Source organism: Halegenticoccus soli (assembly GCF_002844195.1).
Taxonomy (GTDB): Archaea; Halobacteriota; Halobacteria; order Halobacteriales; family Haloferacaceae; genus Halegenticoccus; species Halegenticoccus soli.
The window spans coordinates 159,553-179,304 of record NZ_PEND01000006.1 but is presented as its reverse complement, the minus strand read 5'-3'; the positions used below and the strand labels follow the sequence as shown (position 1 = coordinate 179,304).

The following is a 19,752-nucleotide window of genomic DNA, read 5'->3' as shown; positions in this document are numbered from 1 at the left end:
CTCGCCGCTCAGTCGCCGATGAGCCCGCGGATGCGCTCGACGCCCTCGACGAACCCCTCGTCCGTCCGCCGGCGCGGGCGGGGGAGGTCGACCGCGACGACCTCGCGAACCCGGCCGGGGTTCGCGGCCAGGACGACCACGCGGTCGGCGAGCGTGACCGCCTCCTCGACGTCGTGCGTGACGAAGACGACGGTTTTTCCGGTCTCCTCCCACACGTCCAGAAGCTCCCCCTGGAGCATCTCGCGGGTCTGCGCGTCGACGCTGCCGAACGGCTCGTCCATGAGGAGGATCTCGGGATCGACCGCCAGCGCCCGGGCGATGGCGACGCGCTGTTTCATCCCGCCGGAGAGCTCCGACGGGTATGCGCCCCCGAAGCCGTCGAGCCCGACGAGTTCGATCAGGTCGCTCGTGATCCGCTCGCGCACCTCCTCGGGGACGCCCTGCCGTTCGAGCCCGAAGGCGACGTTGCCCGCCACGGTCCGCCACGGGAACAGGTGGTACTCCTGGAAGACGACGCCGAGGTCGGGGCCGGGACCGGTGACGGGCTCGCCGTTCAGCCGGACTTCGCCGCCGGTCGGCGGCTCCAGCCCGGCGATGATCCGCAGGAGCGTCGTCTTGCCGCACCCCGACGGGCCGACGAGGCAGACGAACTCCCCGTCCGCGACGTCGAGGTCGACGCCGTCGAGCGCCCGAACCGGGCCGCGCTCGCCCGGGAACTCCTTTTCGACGCCGTCGACGCTGACGCGCGCCGCGCCGTCGCCCGGTTCGTTGTCGTTCGGTTCATCGCCGCTCGGCTCGTCGCCGTCCGACGCGCCCGACGAGTCGCTCAGTCGCGCCACACCAGCACCCTCCGTTGGACGGCGCGGAACGCCGAGTCGACGACGAGGAACACCAGGCTCAACACGAGGATGTAGGCGATTACCACGTCGACGGCGAGGTTGTTGCTCGCGGTGAGAATCTGCCTGCCGATGCCGGGGACGCCGAAGATCTCGGCGGCGACGACCAGCATCCAGCAGCGGCCGATTCCGGTCCGCACGCCGGTCAGGATCTCCGGCAGCGCGCTGGGGAGGACGACCGTCCGCACCATCGCCAGGTCGCCGGAGACGCCGAGGCTCCGCGCCACGTCGAGGAGGTCCTCGGAGACCGCCTCGACGCCGCCGTAGGCGTTGTAGAAGTTGATCCAGAACGCCCCGACGGCGACGATGAACGCCGCCCCGGCGTGGTTGATTCCGAACCACGCGATGGCGAAGCCGATGAGCGCGAGCGGCGGCACCGGGCGGAGGAGCCGAACCACCGGCGCGGCCGTGTCGTCCGCCCGCCGGCTCCAGCCGAGGAGGACGCCGAGGCCGACGCCGAGGAGCGTCCCGGCGATCGTCCCCGGAATCCAGTGGAGCATGCTCTGAAAGAGCGCGGTGACCATCGCGCCCGAGAGCAGTTCGGCGACGAACGTCTCGGCGACGGAGACCGGCGACGGGAGGACCAGGTCGTTCTGGAACAGGGAGACGACCCACCAGACGCCGACGAAACCCGCGAGCCCCGCCGCGCCTCTCGCGAGGTGCCGCCAGTCGCGGTCCGCCGACGCGAACAGCGTCCGCGCGTCGACCGCCGCCTCTTCGGTGTCGACGCTCATGCGTCGAGCGACTCGTAGAGGGAGTAGTCGAAGACGTCACTCGTCGAGAGCTTCGCGTCGGTCTTGCCGAGTTCGGCGGCGTACTCGGCGAAGATCTTCGTCCCGTTTTCGATCTCGCGCGGGTCGGTGACGAAGTTCGACAGCGGCGAGTCGAGCGCCTTGCGCGCCCGCTCCACGGGAAGAGTCCGCTCGCCGATGACGGCGCTCGCGTCCGCCGCCGCCCGATCGGGTCGGTCGTTTATGAGCTCCGTCGCCTTCACGTGCTGTTCGAGGAACTCGGTTCCGACGTCGTGATCCCGGACGGCGTCGCTCATCAGCACGACCGCCGCGGGCTGGCCCTCCATGAACTCGCTCGCGACGGCGAGCCGCTTGATCGGCGAGCCCTCCTCTCGCGCGATGGTCGGGACCGGCTCCATGATGCTCGTGCCGTCGATCTCCCCGTTGACCATGGCCTGCCAGACGGCCTGCGCGCCGCCCAGTTCGATGATGTCGACGGCCGACTCGGGGTCGAGCCCGTGGACGTCCGAGAGCCAGTACCGGAGGAGGATGTCCGGGACGCTCCCCTTCGGGAAGGTTCCGAATCGGAACTTCCGCCCGGTCTCGGCTTCGAACGCCGCGAAGGCGTCGGGACCGTGCTCCTCCCAGAGCGCGAGCAGGTCCTCGTGCGCCATGATCATCATCGGCTCTTTGATGTTCGCCGCGGTGACCTTCGCGGAGATGCCGCGGTCGATGACGATCATCGCCGGCAGGACGCCGAACATCGCCACGTCGATCTCGCCGCCGGCGTACGCCTTGACGATGCTCGGCCCGTCGGAGAACTCCCGCGGCTTTACGTCCAGGCTCAGTTCGTCGAGGTAGCCCTCCTCCTGCATGACGAAGTACTGCATGTCGGGGTAGATGGGCATGTACGCGACGGTCAGTTCGTCGAGTTTCCCGCCCGCGCCGCCGAGGCAGCCGGCGACGCCGCCCGCGGCGACCGCCGCGCCGGTCGCCCGCAAAAACCGCCTGCGAGAAGCGCGGTACCCTCCGTCGATCGGTGTGTCAGTCATTGCGAGCGGTACGGAGTCGCGACTTATTCGGCACACGCCACCGGTAAACACCGCGTTCTGCCGTTTCGCGTCGAACGGTCGAATTTCCGCGTTCCGGGCCCCGAAAGCGCCCGTTTCGACGAAATCACGGGAGATGAGACCGTCGCAGGTTAAGGCAATTATTTCCGTGACGGGGGGCCGATCCCGGGAGAGCCGCCTCTGCCCGTGAGCAAAGAACTATCACGCCTCCCCGCTCCGGATAGTCCATGACGAAGTTCTCCACGCGCGTGGAGCAGGTGTCGATAAGCGGCATCCGCGAGGTGTTCGAGGCGGCGGGCGAGGACGCGATCAACCTCGGGCTCGGCCAACCCGACTTCCCCGCGCCCGAACACGCCCGCGAGGCCGCCATCGAGGCCATCGCAGACGGCAGGGCCGACGCCTACACCGAGAACAAGGGGCTTCGGAGCCTCCGGGAGGCGATCGCCGACAAGCACCGCCGCGACCAGGGAATCGAGGTCGATCCCGACGACGTCATCGCCACGGCCGGCGGGAGCGAGGCGCTGCACATCGCGCTGGAGGCGCACGTCGACCCCGGCGACGAGGTGCTCATCCCCGACCCCGGGTTCGTCTCCTACGACGCCCTGACGAAGCTCGCCGGCGGGACGCCCGTTCCGGTTCCGCTGCGCGAGGATCTCACCATCGACCCCGCGGCGGTCGAGGAGGCGATCACCGAGAACACCGCGGCGTTCGTCGTCAACAGCCCCGGCAACCCGACGGGGGCGGTGTCGCCCGAGGCCGACGTCCGGGAGTTCGCCCGCATCGCCGACGAGCACGACGTGCTCTGCGTCTCCGACGAGGTGTACGAGTACACGGTGTTCGACGGCGAGCACCGCTCGCCCGCCGAGTTCGCCGAAAGCGACAACGTGGTCGTCGTCAACTCGGCGTCGAAGCTGTACGCCATGACCGGCTGGCGGCTCGGCTGGGTCGCGGCCTCCAGCGAGCGCGTCGCCCGGATGATCCGCGTCCACCAGTACGCCCAGGCCTGCGCGAGCGCCCCGGCGCAGTTCGCCGCCGAGGCCGCCCTGACCGGGCCGCAGGACGTCGTCGGGGAGATGACCGCCTCGTTCGAGGAGCGGCGCGACCTGCTGCTCGACGGACTCGCAGACATCGGCATCGAGTGTCCGACGCCGAAGGGCGCGTTCTACGCCATGCCGAAGGTCCCGGACGGGTGGGTGAGAGAGTGCATCGGCCGCGGCGTCATCGTCGTGCCCGGCGAGGCGTTCGGCGAGCACGGCGACGGCTACGCCCGCATCTCCTACGCGACGAGCGTCGAGGAACTGGAGGAGGCCCTCTCGATCATGGGCGAGGCGGCGCGGGCCGTCCGCTGAGGGGCGAGAGGAGGACTCGACCGCCGAGTCTCAGATAATCGACGGTTCGTCGCCCGTGTCGACGTCCTCGTTGATGACGGCGATCAGGTTCGCGTAGGGGACGAACGCGATGTGGTCGCCGCTTTCGGTGTAGAGGTTGACGCCGTACTCCTCCTTCTCGTATTCGTCGCACTCCATGTCGCCGTCGGGGAGGATCGCGCGGTACATACCGCACTGTTGCGCCGGGACGTACTTGAAACGTTGCCCGCGCGAGGGGGCAGTGTTCAGAGACGCGGTTGCGGGCGGATCAGCCGCCGTGGGGGGACTGAAAGGGGCCGGGCGCTCCGGGAAGCACGCCGAAGCAAGGACCGCAGGCCGCAGGCCGAGGACCACAGCGAGGCGCGAGACCGGAGCGTCCGGGGGCTTTCGAGACCGTCTCAGCAGCTCACTCGACTAAGTGACGCTTCTCCGAACGCTGCCGGGGAACGGTGGACCTCTCCGGTTCGCGAACGCCGGGATCGCCCGATCACTTCGCCGTGCTGACGATCTTTATCACGTCGCCCTCCTCCAGTTCGTACGCGTCCGAGATCCGCCGCTTCGACCTGGCGTCGACGGCGTGGAGGTACCCGTCCCCGATGTCCGAGTGGACGGCGTACGCGAGGTCCCTCGGCGTCGATCCACGGGGGAGCAGGAAGGCGTCGGGGAGGACGTTCCCCTTGGCGTCCGTCCAGCGCGTCTCGTTCTGCACCGGAAACGCGGTGACGTGGTCGAGCAGATCGTAGACGGCCCGGTCGAGCGCCTCCTGCACGCCGGTGCCGCCGTACTCCGCCATCACCTCGCGGATCCGCTCTAGGCCCTTCCGCTGGGCGTCGCTCACGTCGCCCGCGATCTCGAAGTCCTCGTCGCCGGGGTCGTAGTCGATCAGGCCCGCCTCCGCGCCCTTCCGCAGCGCGAGTTCGCCGTCCGCCGTCGCCGGGATCACCATCTTTCCGGTCTCGCGCATGCGCGCTACGTTCTCCTCGGGGGCGACGTCCGCCTTGTTGGCCACGAGGACGATCGGCTTCGTCCGGGCGCGGACGTCGCGCGCGAGCGCCTCGCGGTGTTCGTCGGTCCACTGGATGGGGTCCTCGGGGTAGTCGAGGCTCCGGAGGCTCGCGGCGACCTCGGCCTCCGTCGCGCCGAAGCCCGTCAGCATGTCGGCGAGCGCGTCGTCGAGGTCGAAGTCGGGCGACCGGGACTTCCGCTCGATCGACTCCCAGTTGCGGTCGACGATGCCGGCCAGCCACAGGTCCATCTCCTCCTCGACGAAGTTCACGTCCTCGATCGGGTCGTGGCTGCCCACCTCGACCGGCTCGCCCTCCTCGTTCGTGCCGCCGGAGGCGTCGACGACGTTCACGATCACGTCGGCGTTCGTCAGCGCGTCGAGGAACTGGTTGCCGAGCCCCTTGCCCTCGTGCGCGCCGGGGACGAGGCCGGCCACGTCGATGAGTTCGATCGGGACGTACCGCTTGCCGTCGCGGCACGCCTCGTCCCCGCAGCGCTCGTCGCGCTCCAGACAGGGGCACTCGGTGCGAACGTAGCTGACGCCGCGGTTCGCGTCGATGGTCGTGAAGGGGTAGTTCGCCACGTCCACGTCCGACATGGTCGCGGCCTTGTAGAAGGTCGACTTGCCCGCGTTCGGCTTGCCCGCGAGCGCGATGGTGATCATAGGGGGGAGTACCGTCGTCCGGGAAAATGGCCTTTCGGTCTGCGCGCCCCTCGACGGGCGGGCGTCGATCGGCGGGAACTACTCGGCTTCGCGAGCCTGATCGGCGCGGACGAGCCGCACCTTCCCGCGGGCGCGCACGGTCCCGTCGACGGTCGCGCCCTCGTGGACCGTGAGGTCGGAACAGAGCACGTCGCCGAGCACCCGCGCGCCCTCCTCGATGCGGACCTCGCCGCCGCGGGTCGTCACGTCGCCGTGGACGCGCGTCCCCTCGCCGACGGAGATGTCCTCGCGGGCGCGGAGGCTCCCGAAGACGTTGTTGTCCTCGCCCATCTCGATGGACTCGGCGCGGATGTTGCCGTGCAGGCGGCAGCCGTCGCCGACCGTCGCGGGGGCGGAGACGCGCCAGGCGTCGTCCGAGACGCTCGACCCGCGCGGGATGACGAGCGGATCGACCTCCGCTTCGCCCTCCTCGCCGAGCGCGGCGGCGAGTTCGTTCGCCGCGTCGTTCTCGCCGAGGCGGAGGAGCTGCGAGAGGACGATGAAGTAGAAGACGAGCGTCGGGACCGGGTTGCGGATGACGATCCAGCCGTTCGCCTCGAACCCCTTCTCGATGTCCACGTCGTCGCCGATGTCGAGGTCGCCCGAGACCATCAGCTGTCCGCCGATGTGGACGCGCTCGCCCAGGTAGGCGTCCTTGCCGACGAGGACGTTCCCCGCCACGTCGCACCACACGTCGAGTCGGCAGTCCGCCTCGGCCTCGATGTCGCCGCCGAAGGTGACCCGCTCGCCGGCGATCACGTTCCGGCCGCGGACGCCGAACTCGACGGTGCTCTGGCCGCCGACGACCACGTCGCCGTCCGTGACGAGGTCGTGTTCCTCGGCGGTCGTGCCGTCGGGGATGGCGAGCGCGTCGAGAGGGTCCTGCCCGAGTGACACAGTCCGCACCAGCACGCCGCCCCTAATAAACCGCCCGCAAGACGGTCGTCTGACGCGGAGCCGTGCGCTTTTATCCTCCGCGGCGGTAGAGTCGGTATGACCGTTCTCTCCTTCGACGACGACGGCGTCGACGTGATCTACGAAGGAACCGAGTTCCGGCTGGAGAGGGATCTCATCGAGGAGGCGACGCAGAAACGCTACCCCGACGTGACCGACCACGAGGTGCTGAAGATCGTCGAGAAAGAGCCCGCGCTCAGCGGCGAACCGAGGCGGATCGCGGACATTCTGAAGTGACACTCCCTCACGACTAAATCGTGGGCTTCCCTCACCGAGGGTAACGAGGCGCGTCGAAGGCTGCCGCTCGTTCGACTCACTCCGCGGCGTACGACCCCGCGTCGGGATCGGCTCCGCCGCCTTTGCCCCCTTCGCCACCCTCGCTGCCTTCGCCGCCGTCGCCGTCCCACGGCCCGAGAGACGGCGACCGGGGATCGACGTCGGCGACGAAGCGCATCGTCGCCGCGTTGGCCGCGAGCCCGACGGGGGCGGCGGCGAGTGCGCCCAGCGCGACCCCCGCCGCCCCGAGGTTCACCACGAAGGCGGTCGCGAACAGCGACGTCGCGAGGACGAACCCCGCGAAGCCGAGCGCGAACCTCAGGTAGGGGCCGCCGGCGAGCGCGAGCCCGAACGAACCCCGCGCCGCCGACAGGAGGTCCGTCTCCCGCAGGACGACGAGGTACGGCGTCGCGTAGAACAGGTACGTGGCGACGAGAATCGCGGGGACCAGTACGACGACCAGGAGGCCGAGCAGTCGGCTTCCGCCGGTCGGTCCGAGGAGAAAAAGCGGCAGAAAGAGCAGAACCGGAACGGCCGCGTACAGCAGAAACGGGACGAAGTGGCGGCGCGCGTTCGAGAGGAAGTCGTAGCTGTCGGTGCGAAGCGCGTCGCGGATGCTTCCGAAGTACCCCGCGGACAACGCGGCCTGGACGGCGAGCGCGACCGGTAGCAGCAGGAGCGCGAAGGCGGTGTCCGATCCGCCGACGCCGAGGTCGACGGTCGCGCCCTCCTCCGGGACGCTGACGAACCGCCAGAGGTCGACCACGGTCGCCGGAAACCCGGACTGGAGTCCGAAGTGCGCCCCGTCGGCGCTGAGAACCTTGCCGATCTTGTCCGTGTTGAGCAGTGCGGTCGCGAGCGGCACGAGAGCCAGCGGGAGGTGCGACCGTGCCAGTTCCCATCCGTCCGCGAGTCGCGTCGTGAACGACGGCATCAATTCCACCGCCGGAGGCGCGCCGTTCGTCGACGAGTGGGTGTCAGTACTGGGTCGGGACTCCGGACCCGAGGCCGGGAGCCAACTGCTCGAACGGGGCTGTCGTGCGAGCACGGAGGGTTCGTGCGGAGGGCGATCACAACTGGTGTCAGCGGTGACGAATTATAAATCTACATGGTCGACGGGCGAAAGACCGACCGCAAATCCGCTCTCGCAGCGGAATTCGCGGATATCCGGTTTCGAGTGCGGTCCGACGGTAGACGAAGTAGCCGGTTGTCTATTCGGACATATTTCTAGATGGGTGTCTAGAAATATACCCGGACGGGAAGTAGGGACACGGGAACCGCGAAGAGATCGGGCGACAGCCGCCGCGGGGCGCGTCAGGCCGACTCGACGACGCCGAAGGTCTCCTCGTGGAGCGAGGCCGCGACGCGGTCCATGAGCGTCTCCAGGTTGTCGGCGTCGTCGCGGTTGTACGAGATGAGCGTGTCGAGCGCGCCCTCGTCGCCGCGTTCGTACTCGCGCCAGAGGCGGACCGCGTCCCGGCCGGAGAGGTCGGGTCGGTCGCGCTCGATGCCCACGTCGCGCTCGACCCGCTTGAGCCCGCCCGTCAGCCCGAGTCGCTTGCAGGGGTACACGAGGTCGACGTGCGGGGCGTCGATCTCGACGCCGAGCGATTCTTCGAGGAAGGGAGCGTCGAACCGCTTGCCGTTGAACGAGACGACGAGCGGCGCGTCCGCGAACGCCTCCCGCACCGTCTCGGCGGTCAGGTCGTCGCCACGGACGAGCGTGGTCGTCTCGCCGCCGCGGCGGTAGCTCACCGTCGTCACCTCGTCGCGGCGGTGGCTGAGGCCGGTCGTCTCGATGTCGAAAAAGCAGGCGTCGTCGCGGAAGTTCTCGTACAGCCGCCAGCGCTCCCCGCTCGGGAACGCGTCGCGGAAGAAGCGCGAGTCGCCGGCGTCGAGGCGCTCGGTCGCGACGCCGATGAACTCCTCGATGCGGCCGGCGGTCGTCTCGCCGACGACGGAGCCGTCGAACTCGTCCCAGTGGGTGACGCCGTGCTCCCAGAGCTTCCGCTCCGTCGCCTCGCCGACCCCGCGGACGGGAATGAAGCTGTTCTCGATTCGCACGTCCGGAGCCGTCTCCGGCGAGGAACCTAAATCCTCCTGAACTCCGCCCGGAGGGACGGTTCGAGGGTCGCAGGGAGATGAGCGGAGGTGAGCGGTGGTGAGCGGTGGTGGGCAGAGGTGGCAGGTGGGGACGGGCGCGGACGCGCCGCCCGACGGGAAGCGGTTATCCCCCTCGGGACCGTCGTTTGGAATATGTGCGGCCGTTACACGCTATTCACGCCGCAGGGCGTCCTCGAGGACCGCTTCGACGCCGCGTTCGAGCGGCCGACGGAGCCGCGGTACAACTGCGCGCCCGGCCAGCGCCTCCCCGTGATCGCGAACGACGCGCCCGACGCGATCAGGTTTCGGAAGTGGGGGCTCGTCCCGTCCTGGGCCGACGACGAGTCGGACGGCGGGTTCATCAACGCCCGCGCGGAGACAGTCCGCGAGAAGCGGAGCTTCCGCGAGCCGTTCGAGCGGCGGCGGTGTCTCGTCCTCGCCGACGGCTTCTACGAGTGGGTCGAACGGGACGGCGGCGGGAAACAGCCGTACCGGGTCGCCTTCGAGGACGACCGGCCGTTCGCCATGGCCGGCCTGTGGGAGCGGTGGACGCCGCCCACGACGCAGACGGGCCTCTCGGACTTCGGCGGCGGAGGCGGCGGGAGCGGCGGGAGCGGCGGGAGCGGCGCGAACGGCGGAGACGGCGCGGGCGGACCGGCGGGGACGCAGGCGGCGGAGGGGGCGGAACCCGACGCCGTCGAGACGTTCGCCGTCGTGACGACGGAGCCGAACGGGCTGATCTCGGACCTCCACGACCGGATGGCCGTCGTCCTCGCGCCCGACGAGGAGCGCGAGTGGCTGACGGCGGACCCCGACGACGCCGCCGCGCTGCTCGATCCCCACCCGGACGACGAGATGATCGCCTACCCGGTGTCGACGCGCGTGAACAGCCCGGCGAACGACGCGCCCGACCTGATCGAGCCGATCGAGGGGTAGAGTAGCGCGGACCGGCGACGCCGCGAAACCATTAGGTTCCCCGGCCCCACCGGAACGTATGGCCACGAACAGAGTCACGGTGTCCATGGACGCGGACGCCCAATCCGCGCTGGACAGCCTCGTCTCGCGGACCGGGCGCGGGCAGAGCGAACTCGTCCGGCAGGCGCTCACCTTCTACGCCGCCAACTTCGAGGCGGCCACCGCCGACGCCAGCGCCAACCTCGAAGAGTACCACCAGATGCTCTCGTCGGGCGAGCACGTCCTCCTCGACGTGGACTTCCTCCACTGCTTCCTGCAACACGTCGAGGGCGAGGGGGGTGAACCCGACCCGGCGTTCCTTGACTGCGCCGACCGCGTCTCCGAGTACCACGCGACCGAGTACCGGAACCGCTTCGACTCGGCCGGCGAACTGCTCGACTGGCTGTCCTTCTGCGGCTTTCTCACGGTCCGGGAGGCCGGCGAGCGCACCTACCACGTCGTGTTCCCCTCGGAGTCGATGAAGTGGTTCATGCTCCGGTTCATCGAGCGCAGCGCCGAGGGGCTGCCGTTCGACCTCGCGGTCGAGGAGGGCGTCTCGAAGGTGCTGGTCGTCGAAGAGTGAGGTGCGCGGAGGCGTTTCATCGGCGAACGCGGTGGATCGAGAGTCGGAACGGTAGCGCGAAGCGTAGCTAAGACATATCCGTTCGCTCTGTGAGGTCGCCCCATGGGTCGCACGAACGAGGGCGAACTCGACTGGACAGAACTCGTCCGCGGAGATGCACAGTTCAGACGGAAGCAGCTGAGCGAAGCAGCGGGAGCTGAAGGACTCGGTTGTAGCCTCTACGAGCTCCCGCCGGGAAGCAAGTCGTGGCCGTACCACTACCACACCGCGAACGAAGAGGCGATGTACGTGCTCGCCGGAACCGGAACGCTCCGCCTCGACGGCGACGTGTACGCGCTCAACGAGGGAGACTACGTGGCGTTTCCGTCGGACGAATCGGGCGGCCATCGAGTGATCAACGACTCCGACGCGCCGCTTCGATACCTCACCGTCTCGACGATGAACCAACCGGACGTGACCGTGTACCCGGATTCGGACAAATTCGGGGTGTACGTCGGATCACCGCCGAGGGGACGGGACGAACGGTCCCTTGAAGGATACTACCGGATCGACGACGACGTGGACTACTGGGAGGGGGAATAAGTGCGCTGGAGGAACTCTCCCGGTAGCGTTCGTCGGGCAGCGCGCCCTGGAGGCGATTCACTCCTCGCGATCGTGACGATCCGAGAACCGGAGGGCGGTGAAGTCGCGTCTCCTCCGGAACCGTAGGTGGACGCCTGACGATAGCTTTCACATCGCATCATACGACGTGTGCCCCGAGTGCACACCGATCATAACAGCAGTTATGCCCCACCATGAGTGGGTTGTGACCACACGACAAGGTGAACCGAAAATGGGACTCACACAGCGCGAAGAACGGACAGTCGGAGTGGCGGAACGCCTGAAGGCGATCGGCCCGGGGGCGATGGTCGCCGCGGCGTTCATCGGCCCGGGCACGGTGACGACCGCGAGCGTCACGGGCGCGCGGTTCGGTTACGCGCTCATCTGGACGATCGCCTTCTCGATCGTCGCGACCGTGATCCTCCAGGAGATGAGCGCCCGGCTGGGCCTCGTCTCGCGGGAGGGGCTCGGCGAGGCGCTCCGCACCCAGTTCGACAACCCCATCGCGAGCGCCGCGAGCATCGCGCTCGTCATCAGCGCCATCGGGATCGGGACCGCCGCCTACGAGGCGGGGAACATCCTCGGCGGGGCCGCTGGCCTCGCGACGCTCACCGGCGTGAGCGAGACGCTGTGGGCGCCGCTCATGGGGCTCTTCGCGGGCGTCCTCCTCTTCACGGGGCGGTACAAGCTCATCGAGAAGGCGCTCGTCGGGCTGGTGGTCCTGATGGCCTTCTCCTTCCTCGCCGCGGCGCTGCTGGTCGGGCCCGACCTCGGCGCCGTCGCGGGCGGGTTCGTCCCGAGCGTCCCCGAGGGATCGCTGTTTCTGATCACCGGGCTCATCGGCACCACGATCGTCGGGTACAACCTGTTCCTCCACGCGAGCAGCGTTCAAGAGCGGTGGGCGGAGCCGAGCGAGCTCCCCGAGTGCCGAACCGACACGATCGCCTCGATCGTGGGCGGCGGCGTCATCACGCTGGCCATCCTGGTGACCGCGGCCGCCGTCTTCCCCGTCGGCACGAGCATCGACGACGTCGGCAGGATGGCCCAGCAGCTCGAACCGCTCGCCGGGACGCACGCGAAGGTGCTGTTCAGCGTCGGGCTGTTCGCGGCCGGCTTCACGAGCGCCACGACGGCCCCGCTGGCCGGCGCGTACGCGACCGCGGGCGCGCTCGGCTGGGAGCGCGACCTCACGTCGACCCGCTTCCGGGCCGTCTGGGGGACGATCCTGCTCGTCGGCGTCCTCTCCTCGGTGCTCGGGTACAGCCCCGTCGAGGTGATCCTCTTCGCGCAGGTGGCGAACGGCGTCCTCCTGCCGATCGTCGCCCTGTTCCTGATCTACGTCATGAACGACCGCGACATCCTCGGGAACTACACGAACAGCCCGGCGCAGAACGTCCTCGGCGGGATCGTGACGCTCGTCGTCGTCTGGCTCGGCGTCCGGACGCTGCTCGAAGTCGCGGGGGTGTTCTGAGTGGGCGGCTACCGCGTCGGCGTCGACGTCGGCGGCACGTTCACCGACGTGGCGCTCCTGTCGCCCGACGCCGAACTCACGACGGTGAAGGTGCCGAGCACCGAAGACCAGAGCGTCGGCGTCATGCGGGGGATCAGGAAGGCGTGCGACGCCGCGGGCGTCGCCCCCGACGCGATCGACGCGTTCTCGCACGCGATGACCGTCTCCACCAACGCGCTCCTCGAAGAGACGGGCGCGAAGACCGCGCTCGTGACGACGGCGGGCTTCCGCGACGTGCTCGAAATCGGCCGACAGGACCGACCCTCGCTGTACGACCTCGACGCGGAGAAGCCCGCGCCGCTGGTCCCCCGGCGGCGCCGGTACGAGGTGGACGAGCGGGCGACCGTCGAGGGGATCGAGACGCCGGTCGACGAGCGCGAGGTCCGGGAGCTCGCCCGACGGCTCGGCGACGACGGCGTCGAGAGCGTGGCGGTCTGCCTCCTTCACGCGTACGCCCACCCCGAGAACGAGCGCGCCGTCGCCGACGTCCTCCGCGAGGAGCTGGACGCGCACGTGTCGGCCTCCCACGAGGTACTCGCGGAGTTCCGCGAGTACGAGCGGGCGTCGACGACGGTCGTCGACGCCTACGTCACGCCGAAGATCGACCGCTACGTCGGCCGCCTGGAGGAGCGGGCCGCCGAGGCGGGCGTGCCCGCCCCGCGGATCATGCAGTCCAACGGCGGTATCGCCGACGCCGCGACGGTCCGCGAGCGGGCGGTCACGACGGCGCTGTCAGGCCCGGCCGCCGGGGTCGTCGGGGCGAGCGCCGTCGACGCCGCCGAGGGCGACCTCGTCACCTTCGACATGGGCGGGACGTCGAGCGACGTGAGCCTCGTCCGCGGCGGCGAGGTCGAGCGCACGACCGACGTGCGGATCGGCGAGCGCCCGATCAAGGTGCCGATGGTCGACGTGACGACCGTCGGGGCGGGCGGCGGCTCGATCGCGTGGGTCGATCCCGGCGGCGCGCTCCGGGTGGGCCCCCGCTCGGCCGGCGCGGAGCCGGGACCGGCCTGTTACGGCCGCGGCGGCGCAGAGCCGACCGTCACCGACGCGAACGTCGTCCTCGGCTACATCGGCGGGAGCTCGGCGCTCGGCGGCGAACTCGAACTCGACGCGGACGCCGCTCGCGACGCACTGGCGGAACTCGACGCGGAGGCGGACCTGGACGGCCCGCTCGCGGCCGCCCGCGGCGTCTACCGCGTCGCCAACGCGAACATGACCCGGGCGATCCGGGCCGCGACGGTCGAGCGCGGGCACGACCCGCGCGGGTTCTCGCTCGTCGCCTTCGGCGGCGCGGGGCCGATGCACGCGGCCGAACTCGCCGCCGAACTCGACATCGGCCGGGTGATCGTCCCGCAGCCGTCGGGCGTGCTCTCGGCGTTCGGCCTCCTCGCGGCCGACGAGAAGCACGACGCCGTCCGGACGTTCCGGACGCCCCTCTCGGAAGTGGACCCGGCGGCCGTCGGAGACGCCTACGAGGACCTCGCGGCGGACGTGCGCGCGAGGGCGGGCGGGGCGGCCGACCTCCGCGTCCGGCGGGCGGCCGACCTCCGCTACGTCGGCCAGAGCTTCGAGCTGACCGTCCTGGTCGGCGACGGCTTCGGCGCGGAGGCCGTCGCGGCGCGGTTCCACGAGGCGCACGAGGCGGCCTACGGCTACCGGATGGACGACCCGGTCGAACTCGTCAACCTCCGGACGACCGCCGTCGGCGAGCGCCCGCCCGTGGAGCTCACGTACCGCGGCGACGGCGACCCGCTGAAGGGGACCCGCGAGGCGTTCTTCGACGGCGGGTTCCGCGAGACGCCCGTCTACGACCGCGACGCGCTTCCCGTCGGCGCGGGCCGCGGGAGCGTCGACGGCTCGTCCGCCGCGTCAGCTCCTGGCCCGGCGATCGACCTGTCGGGACCGGCCATTCTCGAACAGAACGAGAGCACGACGGTCGTCCCCCCCGGCTGGGCGGGGGCGGTCCGGGAGGACGGCTCGGTCGTCCTCGAACGGGGTGAGGAAGAGTGACCGACGGAGGTGAGAGATGACGGAGTTAGACGCGATCACGCTGGAGATCATGCGGAACCGGCTCGAAGGAATCGCCGAGGAGATGGGGCAGGTGCTCGTCACGAGCGCCTACTCGCCGAACATCAAGGAGCGGCGGGACTGCTCGACGGCCGTCTTCGACGCCGACGGGCGGCTGGTCGCGCAGGCGGAGCACATCCCGGTCCACCTCGGCGCGATGCCCGAGGCCGTCCGGGCGGTGCTCGACCGGGAGCCTGAACCGGGCGACGTGTACGTGCTCAACGATCCCTTCGCCGGCGGCACCCACCTGCCGGACGTGACGATGGTCTCCCCGATCGCCCACGAGGGGACCGTCGTCGGCTACGCCGCCTCCCGGGCGCACCACGCCGACGTCGGCGGGATGACCCCCGGGAGCATGCCCGCGGGCGCGCGCGAGGTGTACCAGGAGGGGCTCCGGCTCCCGCCGGTGCCGCTCGTCCGGGGCGGCGAGATCAACGACGACGTGATGACGCTGCTGCTCGCGAACGTCCGCAACGGGACCGAGCGCCGGGCGGACCTCCGCGCGCAGATCGCGGCCAACGAGCGCGCCGAGGACCGGATCAACGCCCTCATCGCCGAACGCGGCCGAGATAGAATCCTCGCCGCGTTCGACGCCGTGATCGACTACTCCCGCGACCGGATGGCCGCCGAACTCGAAGCGCTCCCGGACGGGACCTACGCCGCCGCCGACGCGCTCGAAGGCGACGGGGTGACGGACGAGGACGTTCCGATCGAGGTCGCGGTCGAGATCGACGGCGACCGCGTCTCCGTCGACTTCTCGGGCACCGCGGAGCAGGTCGCGGGCAACGTCAACGCCCCCTTCGCCGTCGCGACCAGCGCGGTCTACTTCGTCGTCCGCTGCGTGACCGACCCGGAGATCCCGCCGAACCAGGGCTGTTACGACCCGATCGAGGTCGACATCCCCGAGGGATCGGTGCTGAACCCCCGGCCGCCCGCGGCGGTCGTCGGCGGCAACGTCGAGACGAGCCAGCGCGTGACCGACGTGGTTTTCTCGGCGCTGGCGAAGGCCGCGCCCGACCGCGTTCCCGCCCAGGGGCAGGGGACGATGAACAACCTCACGGTCGGCAGCCGGACGAGCGAGGGGTTCACCTACTACGAGACGATCGCGGGGGGCTTCGGCGCGCGCCCCGACAAGGACGGCATGGACGGCGTGCAGGTCGGGATGACCAACACGCTCAACACGCCGATCGAGGCGATGGAGGCCGAGTACCCGCTCCGCGTCGAGCGGTACGCGCTCCGGCCGGACAGCGGCGGCGACGGCAGGTTCCGCGGCGGCCTCGGCGTCGAGCGCGCCGTCACCGTGGAGGCGGCGGCGACAGTGTCGCTTCTGACCGAGCGCCGGCGCATCGCGCCGAGGGGCGTCGCCGGGGGCGAGGACGGCGCGACCGGCGAGAACCTCGTCGACGGCCGGCCGGTCCCGGCGAAGACGACCCGCGAGGTCGACCCCGGAACGACCGTCACCGTCCGCACGCCCGGCGGGGGCGGGCACGGCGACCCGGCCGAGCGCGATCCCGAGGCGCGCGAGCGCGACCGCCGCGACGGGAAGGTGGTCCGATGAGTTCGGTGACGGTCACCGAACGCCGGGGGGAAGGCGGCTCGACGAACGTCACCCAACGCCGACGGAGAGGTGAGCCGATGACCACCCGCGGGAGGGCCGCCTGATGCACGGGTGGCGCGCCCGGCTCGGGATCGTCGTCCCGTCGTCGAACTCGACCGCGGAGCCGGAGTTCGCGGGGGCCGTCCCGGACGGCGTGAGTGTCCACGCGGCGCGGATGCCCCTCTCGTCGGTGACGGCGGCGGGGCTCGACGAGATGGCGGGCGCGGCCGCGGAGTGCGCCGAGCGGCTCGCCCACGCCGACGTGGACGCGGTCGCCTACGCCTGCACCTCCGGGAGCCTGCTCCACGGCCGGGAGTTCGCCGCGGGGCTGGAGGACGACCTCGCGGCGGCCGCCGGCCGGCCGGCGGTCGCGACCGCCCGCTCCGTCGATCGGGCGCTCTCGGCCCTGTCGGCCGATCGGATCGCGCTCGCGACGCCCTACGTCGACGACCTCACCGAGCGCGAGGTGGCGTACCTCGAAGCCGGCGGGCGGACCGTCGTCGCCGTCGACGGCCGCGGGATCGAGGACAACACGGCCATCGGCGCGCTGGCCCCGGAGGACGCTCACCGCCAGGTCCGACGGACGGTCGAGGGGGCGGCGCTCGACTCCGGGGGGTTGGACGCGGTCTTCGTCTCCTGTACGAACTACCGGACGTTCCCCGCGATCGAGCCGCTGGAGGCCGATCTCGGCGTCCCGGTCGTCACCAGCAACGCGGCGACGCTGTGGGACGCGCTCCGGACGGTCGGCGTCGGGACGGAATCGGTTCCCGGTCGCCTGGGCGGCCGCTGAATCGCGCGATTCCGGTGGACGAGCGCGCCTCGCGGACGCTGCGACCGCCCGGAAGAGCGAACGGGATCGCCGACGTAGGTTCCGCCGACCATGGAGAACCTGCTCCGATCGCTCCGGGACGCGCCGGTGATACGGCGGGACGGCTACGAGTACGTCGTCCACCCGGTGACGGACGGCATCCCGCTCGTCGAACCGGCGCTGCTCCGCGAGATCGCCCGCGGGATCGAATCCGCGACGGATCTCGACGGCGTGGACAAGATCGTCGCGCCCGAGGCGATGGGGATCCACCACGCGACGGCGCTGTCTCTCGAATCCGACGTTCCGTTCGTGGTCGTCCGAAAGCGCCCCTACGGCTTCGACGACGAGGTGCCGATCCACCAGACGACGGGCTACGCCGAGGGCGAACTCTACCTCAACAACGTCCGCGAGGGCGACCGCGTTCTCGTCGTCGACGACGTGTTCGCCACCGGAGGGACGCTGAAAGCCGTCTGCGGGGCGATCCTGGACGCGGGGGCGGAGCTCGCCGACGTCGTCGTGGTGGTCCGTCGCGCGGTGGCGGGCGTCGACGCCCCGGAGCTCCCGTTCGAGGTCAAGAGCCTCGTCGAGATCGACGTCGTCGACGGCGAGGTCGTCGTCCGTTCCTGAGCGATTCGGTCGGTGTGCGATCGGACGGTCCGCCGAGGTGAACGAGCTACGCCGACGGTGAACTCCGCGGACTGAGCTACACCGGTCCCGGATCCGGCTCCCCGGCGCCGAACGCGACCCGTCGGAAGCCCGCTCGCCGCCGGAGCCGCCTCCCCCGCCCGGACCGACCCGTTCGACCGCCCGCTTCAGCAGCGACGGCGCGGCGAACGCGGAGCGGACGAACACGATCGGGGAGGCGACGAGTATCTCGTTGCCGACGACGCCCTGTGCGACGGCGGCCGCGACGAGGAGGAACGGCAGCGCGATCCCCACCGTCTCGATCGACGACGCGCCCCCGCCGATTCGAATTCGGTCTCGTCGCTCCGGAATACTGAGCCTCAGTCGACAGAAACGCGCAGTCCGTGAGAGCCACGGTAGGGCCGGCGTGCGCCGCGTAAGAGGCGGTTAACAATAGCTCGATGGCGTCCGATATCCCGCATGGCGCTCCGCGAACCGAATCGGCGGCGGTTCCTGGCGCTCGCGGGAGCCGTTTCGGCGGGAGCGGCGTCCGGGTGCCTGAGCGAACCGTCCGAGGAGCGGGTACCCGAGGGGGACACCGGGCCGCGCAACGTCACGTTGCCGGCGGCGCACGGGCCGACGCTCGACGCGACGCTCTACGGGAGCGGGGACTGCGGCGTCGTGCTCGTCCCGCAGATCGACAGGGACCGCGAAAGCTGGGAGTCCGAGGCGAAGCGGCTAGCCGGCGACGGACGGCTCGTGCTCGCGCTCGACGAGGACCCCGACAACCGCGCGGACTCCGTGCTGGGCTCGATTCGGTATATGCGCGGGGAACGGGGCGTGAGCGACCTGGTGGTCATCGGCGCGAGCTCGGGCGGGAAGGCGGCGCTCTTCGCGAACGCGAAGGCGGAGCCGGGCGCGGTCGACGGGACGGCGACGCTCTCCGCCAGCGGCGGCGTCGAGCGTGCGTCGGACCTGCAGGGGCGGCTCCTGTTCGTCATCAGCGAGCGCGAGCACGAGAAGTACGTCCGCGTCGGCCGCGAACTCCACGCGAAGGCGCCGGAGCCGAAGGAGCTGGTGACGTACGACGGCGACGAGCACGCCCAGCGGCTGTTCTCGGGCGACAACGCGGGCGACGTGCGGCGGCGGCTGGACGCGTTCGTCTCCGAGGTCTGCGGGTAGGACGCGTCTTCGGGCAGGGCGCTCAGAGTTCGGGAACGTCGGCCGGCGTGTCGAAGTCGTGGAAGTGCTCGCCCTTCTCCTCGCTCAGGATGTCGAGCGCCGCCGCCCCGCCGTCGCCCGCGGAGATGATCGCCTGCCACTCCTGATCGCGGATCATCGCCCCGGTGGCGTAGGCGTTCTCGACGCTCGTCCGCATGCTCAGGTCGACGTCGACCGTTCCGGCCTCGGTTAGCTCGCACCCGAGCTCCTCCGCGAGATCGCGCTTCGCGCCGGTCGCGAACACGACGTACCGGGCGTCGTACTCGCCGTCTCCGGTCGTCACGCGGAACCCGTCGTCGGTCGATTCGACGGCCGTCACCTCCTCGGAGCGGAGGTCCGCGCCGCGGTCCTCCGCCTGACCGCGGGCGAGCGTCATGAACTCGGAGCCGCTGATGCTGCGGACGCCGAGGTAGTTGAACAGGTGGGCTTTGTGCATCCACGTCTCGTCCGTGTCGAACACGACCGCGTCGAGGCCGTTCTTCGCGAGGAACAGTGCGGCACTCAGGCCGGCGGGACCACCACCGACGATAGCGACAGTCGTCATAAGTTACCGTTCAGCCTCGTTTCGCTAATAGTTTGCGAGCTGTCAATCCGTACAGGGTATTTTCGGCGAGCGCTCCTCGGGCGACGGCGCGACGACCGCGAGTGGTCGATGCGGCGACCGCCGTCGGAGCGGGGGT

20 protein-coding genes are annotated in these 19,752 nt (G+C 70.4%); 11 read left to right on the top strand and 9 right to left on the bottom strand.

Annotated elements, in window-relative coordinates; all coding sequences use genetic code 11:
* Positions 1–8 precede the first annotated feature (8 nt).
* From CNO20_RS17060 to CNO20_RS17050, 3 genes are read right to left on the bottom strand one after another with little or no spacing between them, the layout of a single operon-like run.
* The gene (locus CNO20_RS17060; RefSeq protein WP_101297327.1) at positions 9–839 is read right to left on the bottom strand and encodes an ABC transporter ATP-binding protein; all 831 of its coding nucleotides are present in this window, start codon (positions 837–839) and stop codon (positions 9–11) included.
* Positions 827–1,630, bottom strand: coding sequence for an ABC transporter permease (locus CNO20_RS17055; protein ID WP_101297326.1), 804 nt, complete (start codon positions 1,628–1,630; stop codon positions 827–829). The genes CNO20_RS17060 and CNO20_RS17055 overlap by 13 nt, the downstream gene beginning before the upstream one ends.
* Positions 1,627–2,679 (bottom strand): ABC transporter substrate-binding protein, encoded by a 1,053-nt coding sequence (locus CNO20_RS17050; RefSeq protein WP_101297325.1) that lies wholly within the window; start codon positions 2,677–2,679, stop codon positions 1,627–1,629. Before CNO20_RS17050 ends, CNO20_RS17055 begins: the two co-directional genes overlap by 4 nt.
* Before the next feature lie 245 nt (positions 2,680–2,924).
* On the opposite strand from CNO20_RS17050, the gene CNO20_RS17045 reads away from it, so the two are divergent.
* Positions 2,925–4,046: a pyridoxal phosphate-dependent aminotransferase gene (locus CNO20_RS17045; protein ID WP_101297324.1), complete on the top strand. Its 1,122-nt coding sequence runs from the start codon at positions 2,925–2,927 to the stop codon at positions 4,044–4,046.
* 30 nt (positions 4,047–4,076) lie between these two features.
* Here the strand turns inward: CNO20_RS17045 and CNO20_RS23470 are convergent, their stop codons facing one another.
* The 3 genes from CNO20_RS23470 to CNO20_RS17035 form a co-directional block, all read right to left on the bottom strand.
* The gene (locus CNO20_RS23470) at positions 4,077–4,253 is read right to left on the bottom strand and encodes a hypothetical protein (protein ID WP_199174902.1); all 177 of its coding nucleotides are present in this window, start codon (positions 4,251–4,253) and stop codon (positions 4,077–4,079) included.
* 298 nt (positions 4,254–4,551) lie between these two features.
* Entirely contained in the window at positions 4,552–5,733 is a 1,182-nt protein-coding gene (locus CNO20_RS17040; RefSeq protein ID WP_101297323.1) for a redox-regulated ATPase YchF, read from the bottom strand.
* A 78-nt stretch (positions 5,734–5,811) separates the two neighbouring features.
* Positions 5,812–6,669 (bottom strand): polymer-forming cytoskeletal protein, encoded by an 858-nt coding sequence (locus tag CNO20_RS17035; RefSeq protein ID WP_101297322.1) that lies wholly within the window; start codon positions 6,667–6,669, stop codon positions 5,812–5,814.
* A 96-nt stretch (positions 6,670–6,765) separates the two neighbouring features.
* Between CNO20_RS17035 and CNO20_RS17030 the strand changes: the two genes are divergently transcribed.
* Positions 6,766–6,963: a DUF5800 family protein gene (locus tag CNO20_RS17030; RefSeq protein WP_101297321.1), complete on the top strand. Its 198-nt coding sequence runs from the start codon at positions 6,766–6,768 to the stop codon at positions 6,961–6,963.
* 76 nt (positions 6,964–7,039) lie between these two features.
* On the opposite strand, the gene CNO20_RS17025 is transcribed toward CNO20_RS17030, so the two are convergent.
* Positions 7,040–7,936 carry a hypothetical protein gene (locus tag CNO20_RS17025; protein ID WP_199174901.1) on the bottom strand — a complete coding sequence of 299 codons (897 nt, stop codon included), beginning with the start codon at positions 7,934–7,936 and terminating at the stop codon, positions 7,040–7,042.
* Between the two features lie 380 nt (positions 7,937–8,316).
* Complete coding sequence (locus CNO20_RS17020; protein ID WP_101297320.1) at positions 8,317–9,066, bottom strand: ribonuclease H-like domain-containing protein; 750 nt, start codon at positions 9,064–9,066, stop codon at positions 8,317–8,319.
* A 192-nt stretch (positions 9,067–9,258) separates the two neighbouring features.
* Here CNO20_RS17020 and CNO20_RS17015 point away from each other — a divergent pair, with 192 nt between their 5' ends.
* The 9 genes from CNO20_RS17015 to CNO20_RS16975 all read left to right on the top strand — a co-directional run bounded on the left by CNO20_RS17015 (position 9,259) and on the right by CNO20_RS16975 (position 19,033).
* On the top strand, positions 9,259–10,041 hold the full coding sequence (locus tag CNO20_RS17015) for an SOS response-associated peptidase (RefSeq protein ID WP_101297319.1): 783 nt from the start codon (positions 9,259–9,261) through the stop codon (positions 10,039–10,041).
* A gap of 58 nt (positions 10,042–10,099) precedes the next feature.
* On the top strand, positions 10,100–10,642 hold the full coding sequence (locus CNO20_RS17010) for a ribbon-helix-helix protein, CopG family (protein ID WP_101297318.1): 543 nt from the start codon (positions 10,100–10,102) through the stop codon (positions 10,640–10,642).
* 102 nt (positions 10,643–10,744) lie between these two features.
* The gene (locus tag CNO20_RS17005; RefSeq protein WP_101297317.1) at positions 10,745–11,224 is read left to right on the top strand and encodes a cupin domain-containing protein; all 480 of its coding nucleotides are present in this window, start codon (positions 10,745–10,747) and stop codon (positions 11,222–11,224) included.
* A gap of 322 nt (positions 11,225–11,546) precedes the next feature.
* Positions 11,547–12,713 (top strand): Nramp family divalent metal transporter, encoded by a 1,167-nt coding sequence (locus tag CNO20_RS17000; RefSeq protein WP_101297551.1) that lies wholly within the window; start codon positions 11,547–11,549, stop codon positions 12,711–12,713.
* The gene (locus CNO20_RS16995) at positions 12,714–14,765 is read left to right on the top strand and encodes a hydantoinase/oxoprolinase family protein (RefSeq protein ID WP_101297316.1); all 2,052 of its coding nucleotides are present in this window, start codon (positions 12,714–12,716) and stop codon (positions 14,763–14,765) included.
* Between the two features lie 16 nt (positions 14,766–14,781).
* Positions 14,782–16,380: a hydantoinase B/oxoprolinase family protein gene (locus CNO20_RS16990; protein ID WP_101297315.1), complete on the top strand. Its 1,599-nt coding sequence runs from the start codon at positions 14,782–14,784 to the stop codon at positions 16,378–16,380.
* A 103-nt stretch (positions 16,381–16,483) separates the two neighbouring features.
* On the top strand, positions 16,484–17,209 hold the full coding sequence (locus CNO20_RS16985; protein WP_101297314.1) for a maleate cis-trans isomerase family protein: 726 nt from the start codon (positions 16,484–16,486) through the stop codon (positions 17,207–17,209).
* Positions 17,210–17,299: 90 nt separating this feature from the next.
* Complete coding sequence (gene hpt / locus CNO20_RS16980) at positions 17,300–17,854, top strand: hypoxanthine/guanine phosphoribosyltransferase (protein WP_101297313.1); 555 nt, start codon at positions 17,300–17,302, stop codon at positions 17,852–17,854.
* Between the two features lie 477 nt (positions 17,855–18,331).
* A complete protein-coding gene (locus CNO20_RS16975) occupies positions 18,332–19,033 on the top strand; it encodes a dienelactone hydrolase family protein (protein ID WP_101297312.1) in 702 nt (233 codons plus the stop codon).
* 22 nt (positions 19,034–19,055) lie between these two features.
* Here the strand turns inward: CNO20_RS16975 and CNO20_RS16970 are convergent, their stop codons facing one another.
* Positions 19,056–19,616, bottom strand: a complete 561-nt coding sequence (locus CNO20_RS16970) for an NAD(P)/FAD-dependent oxidoreductase (RefSeq protein WP_101297311.1) — start codon at positions 19,614–19,616, stop codon at positions 19,056–19,058.
* Positions 19,617–19,752: the final 136 nt, after the last annotated feature.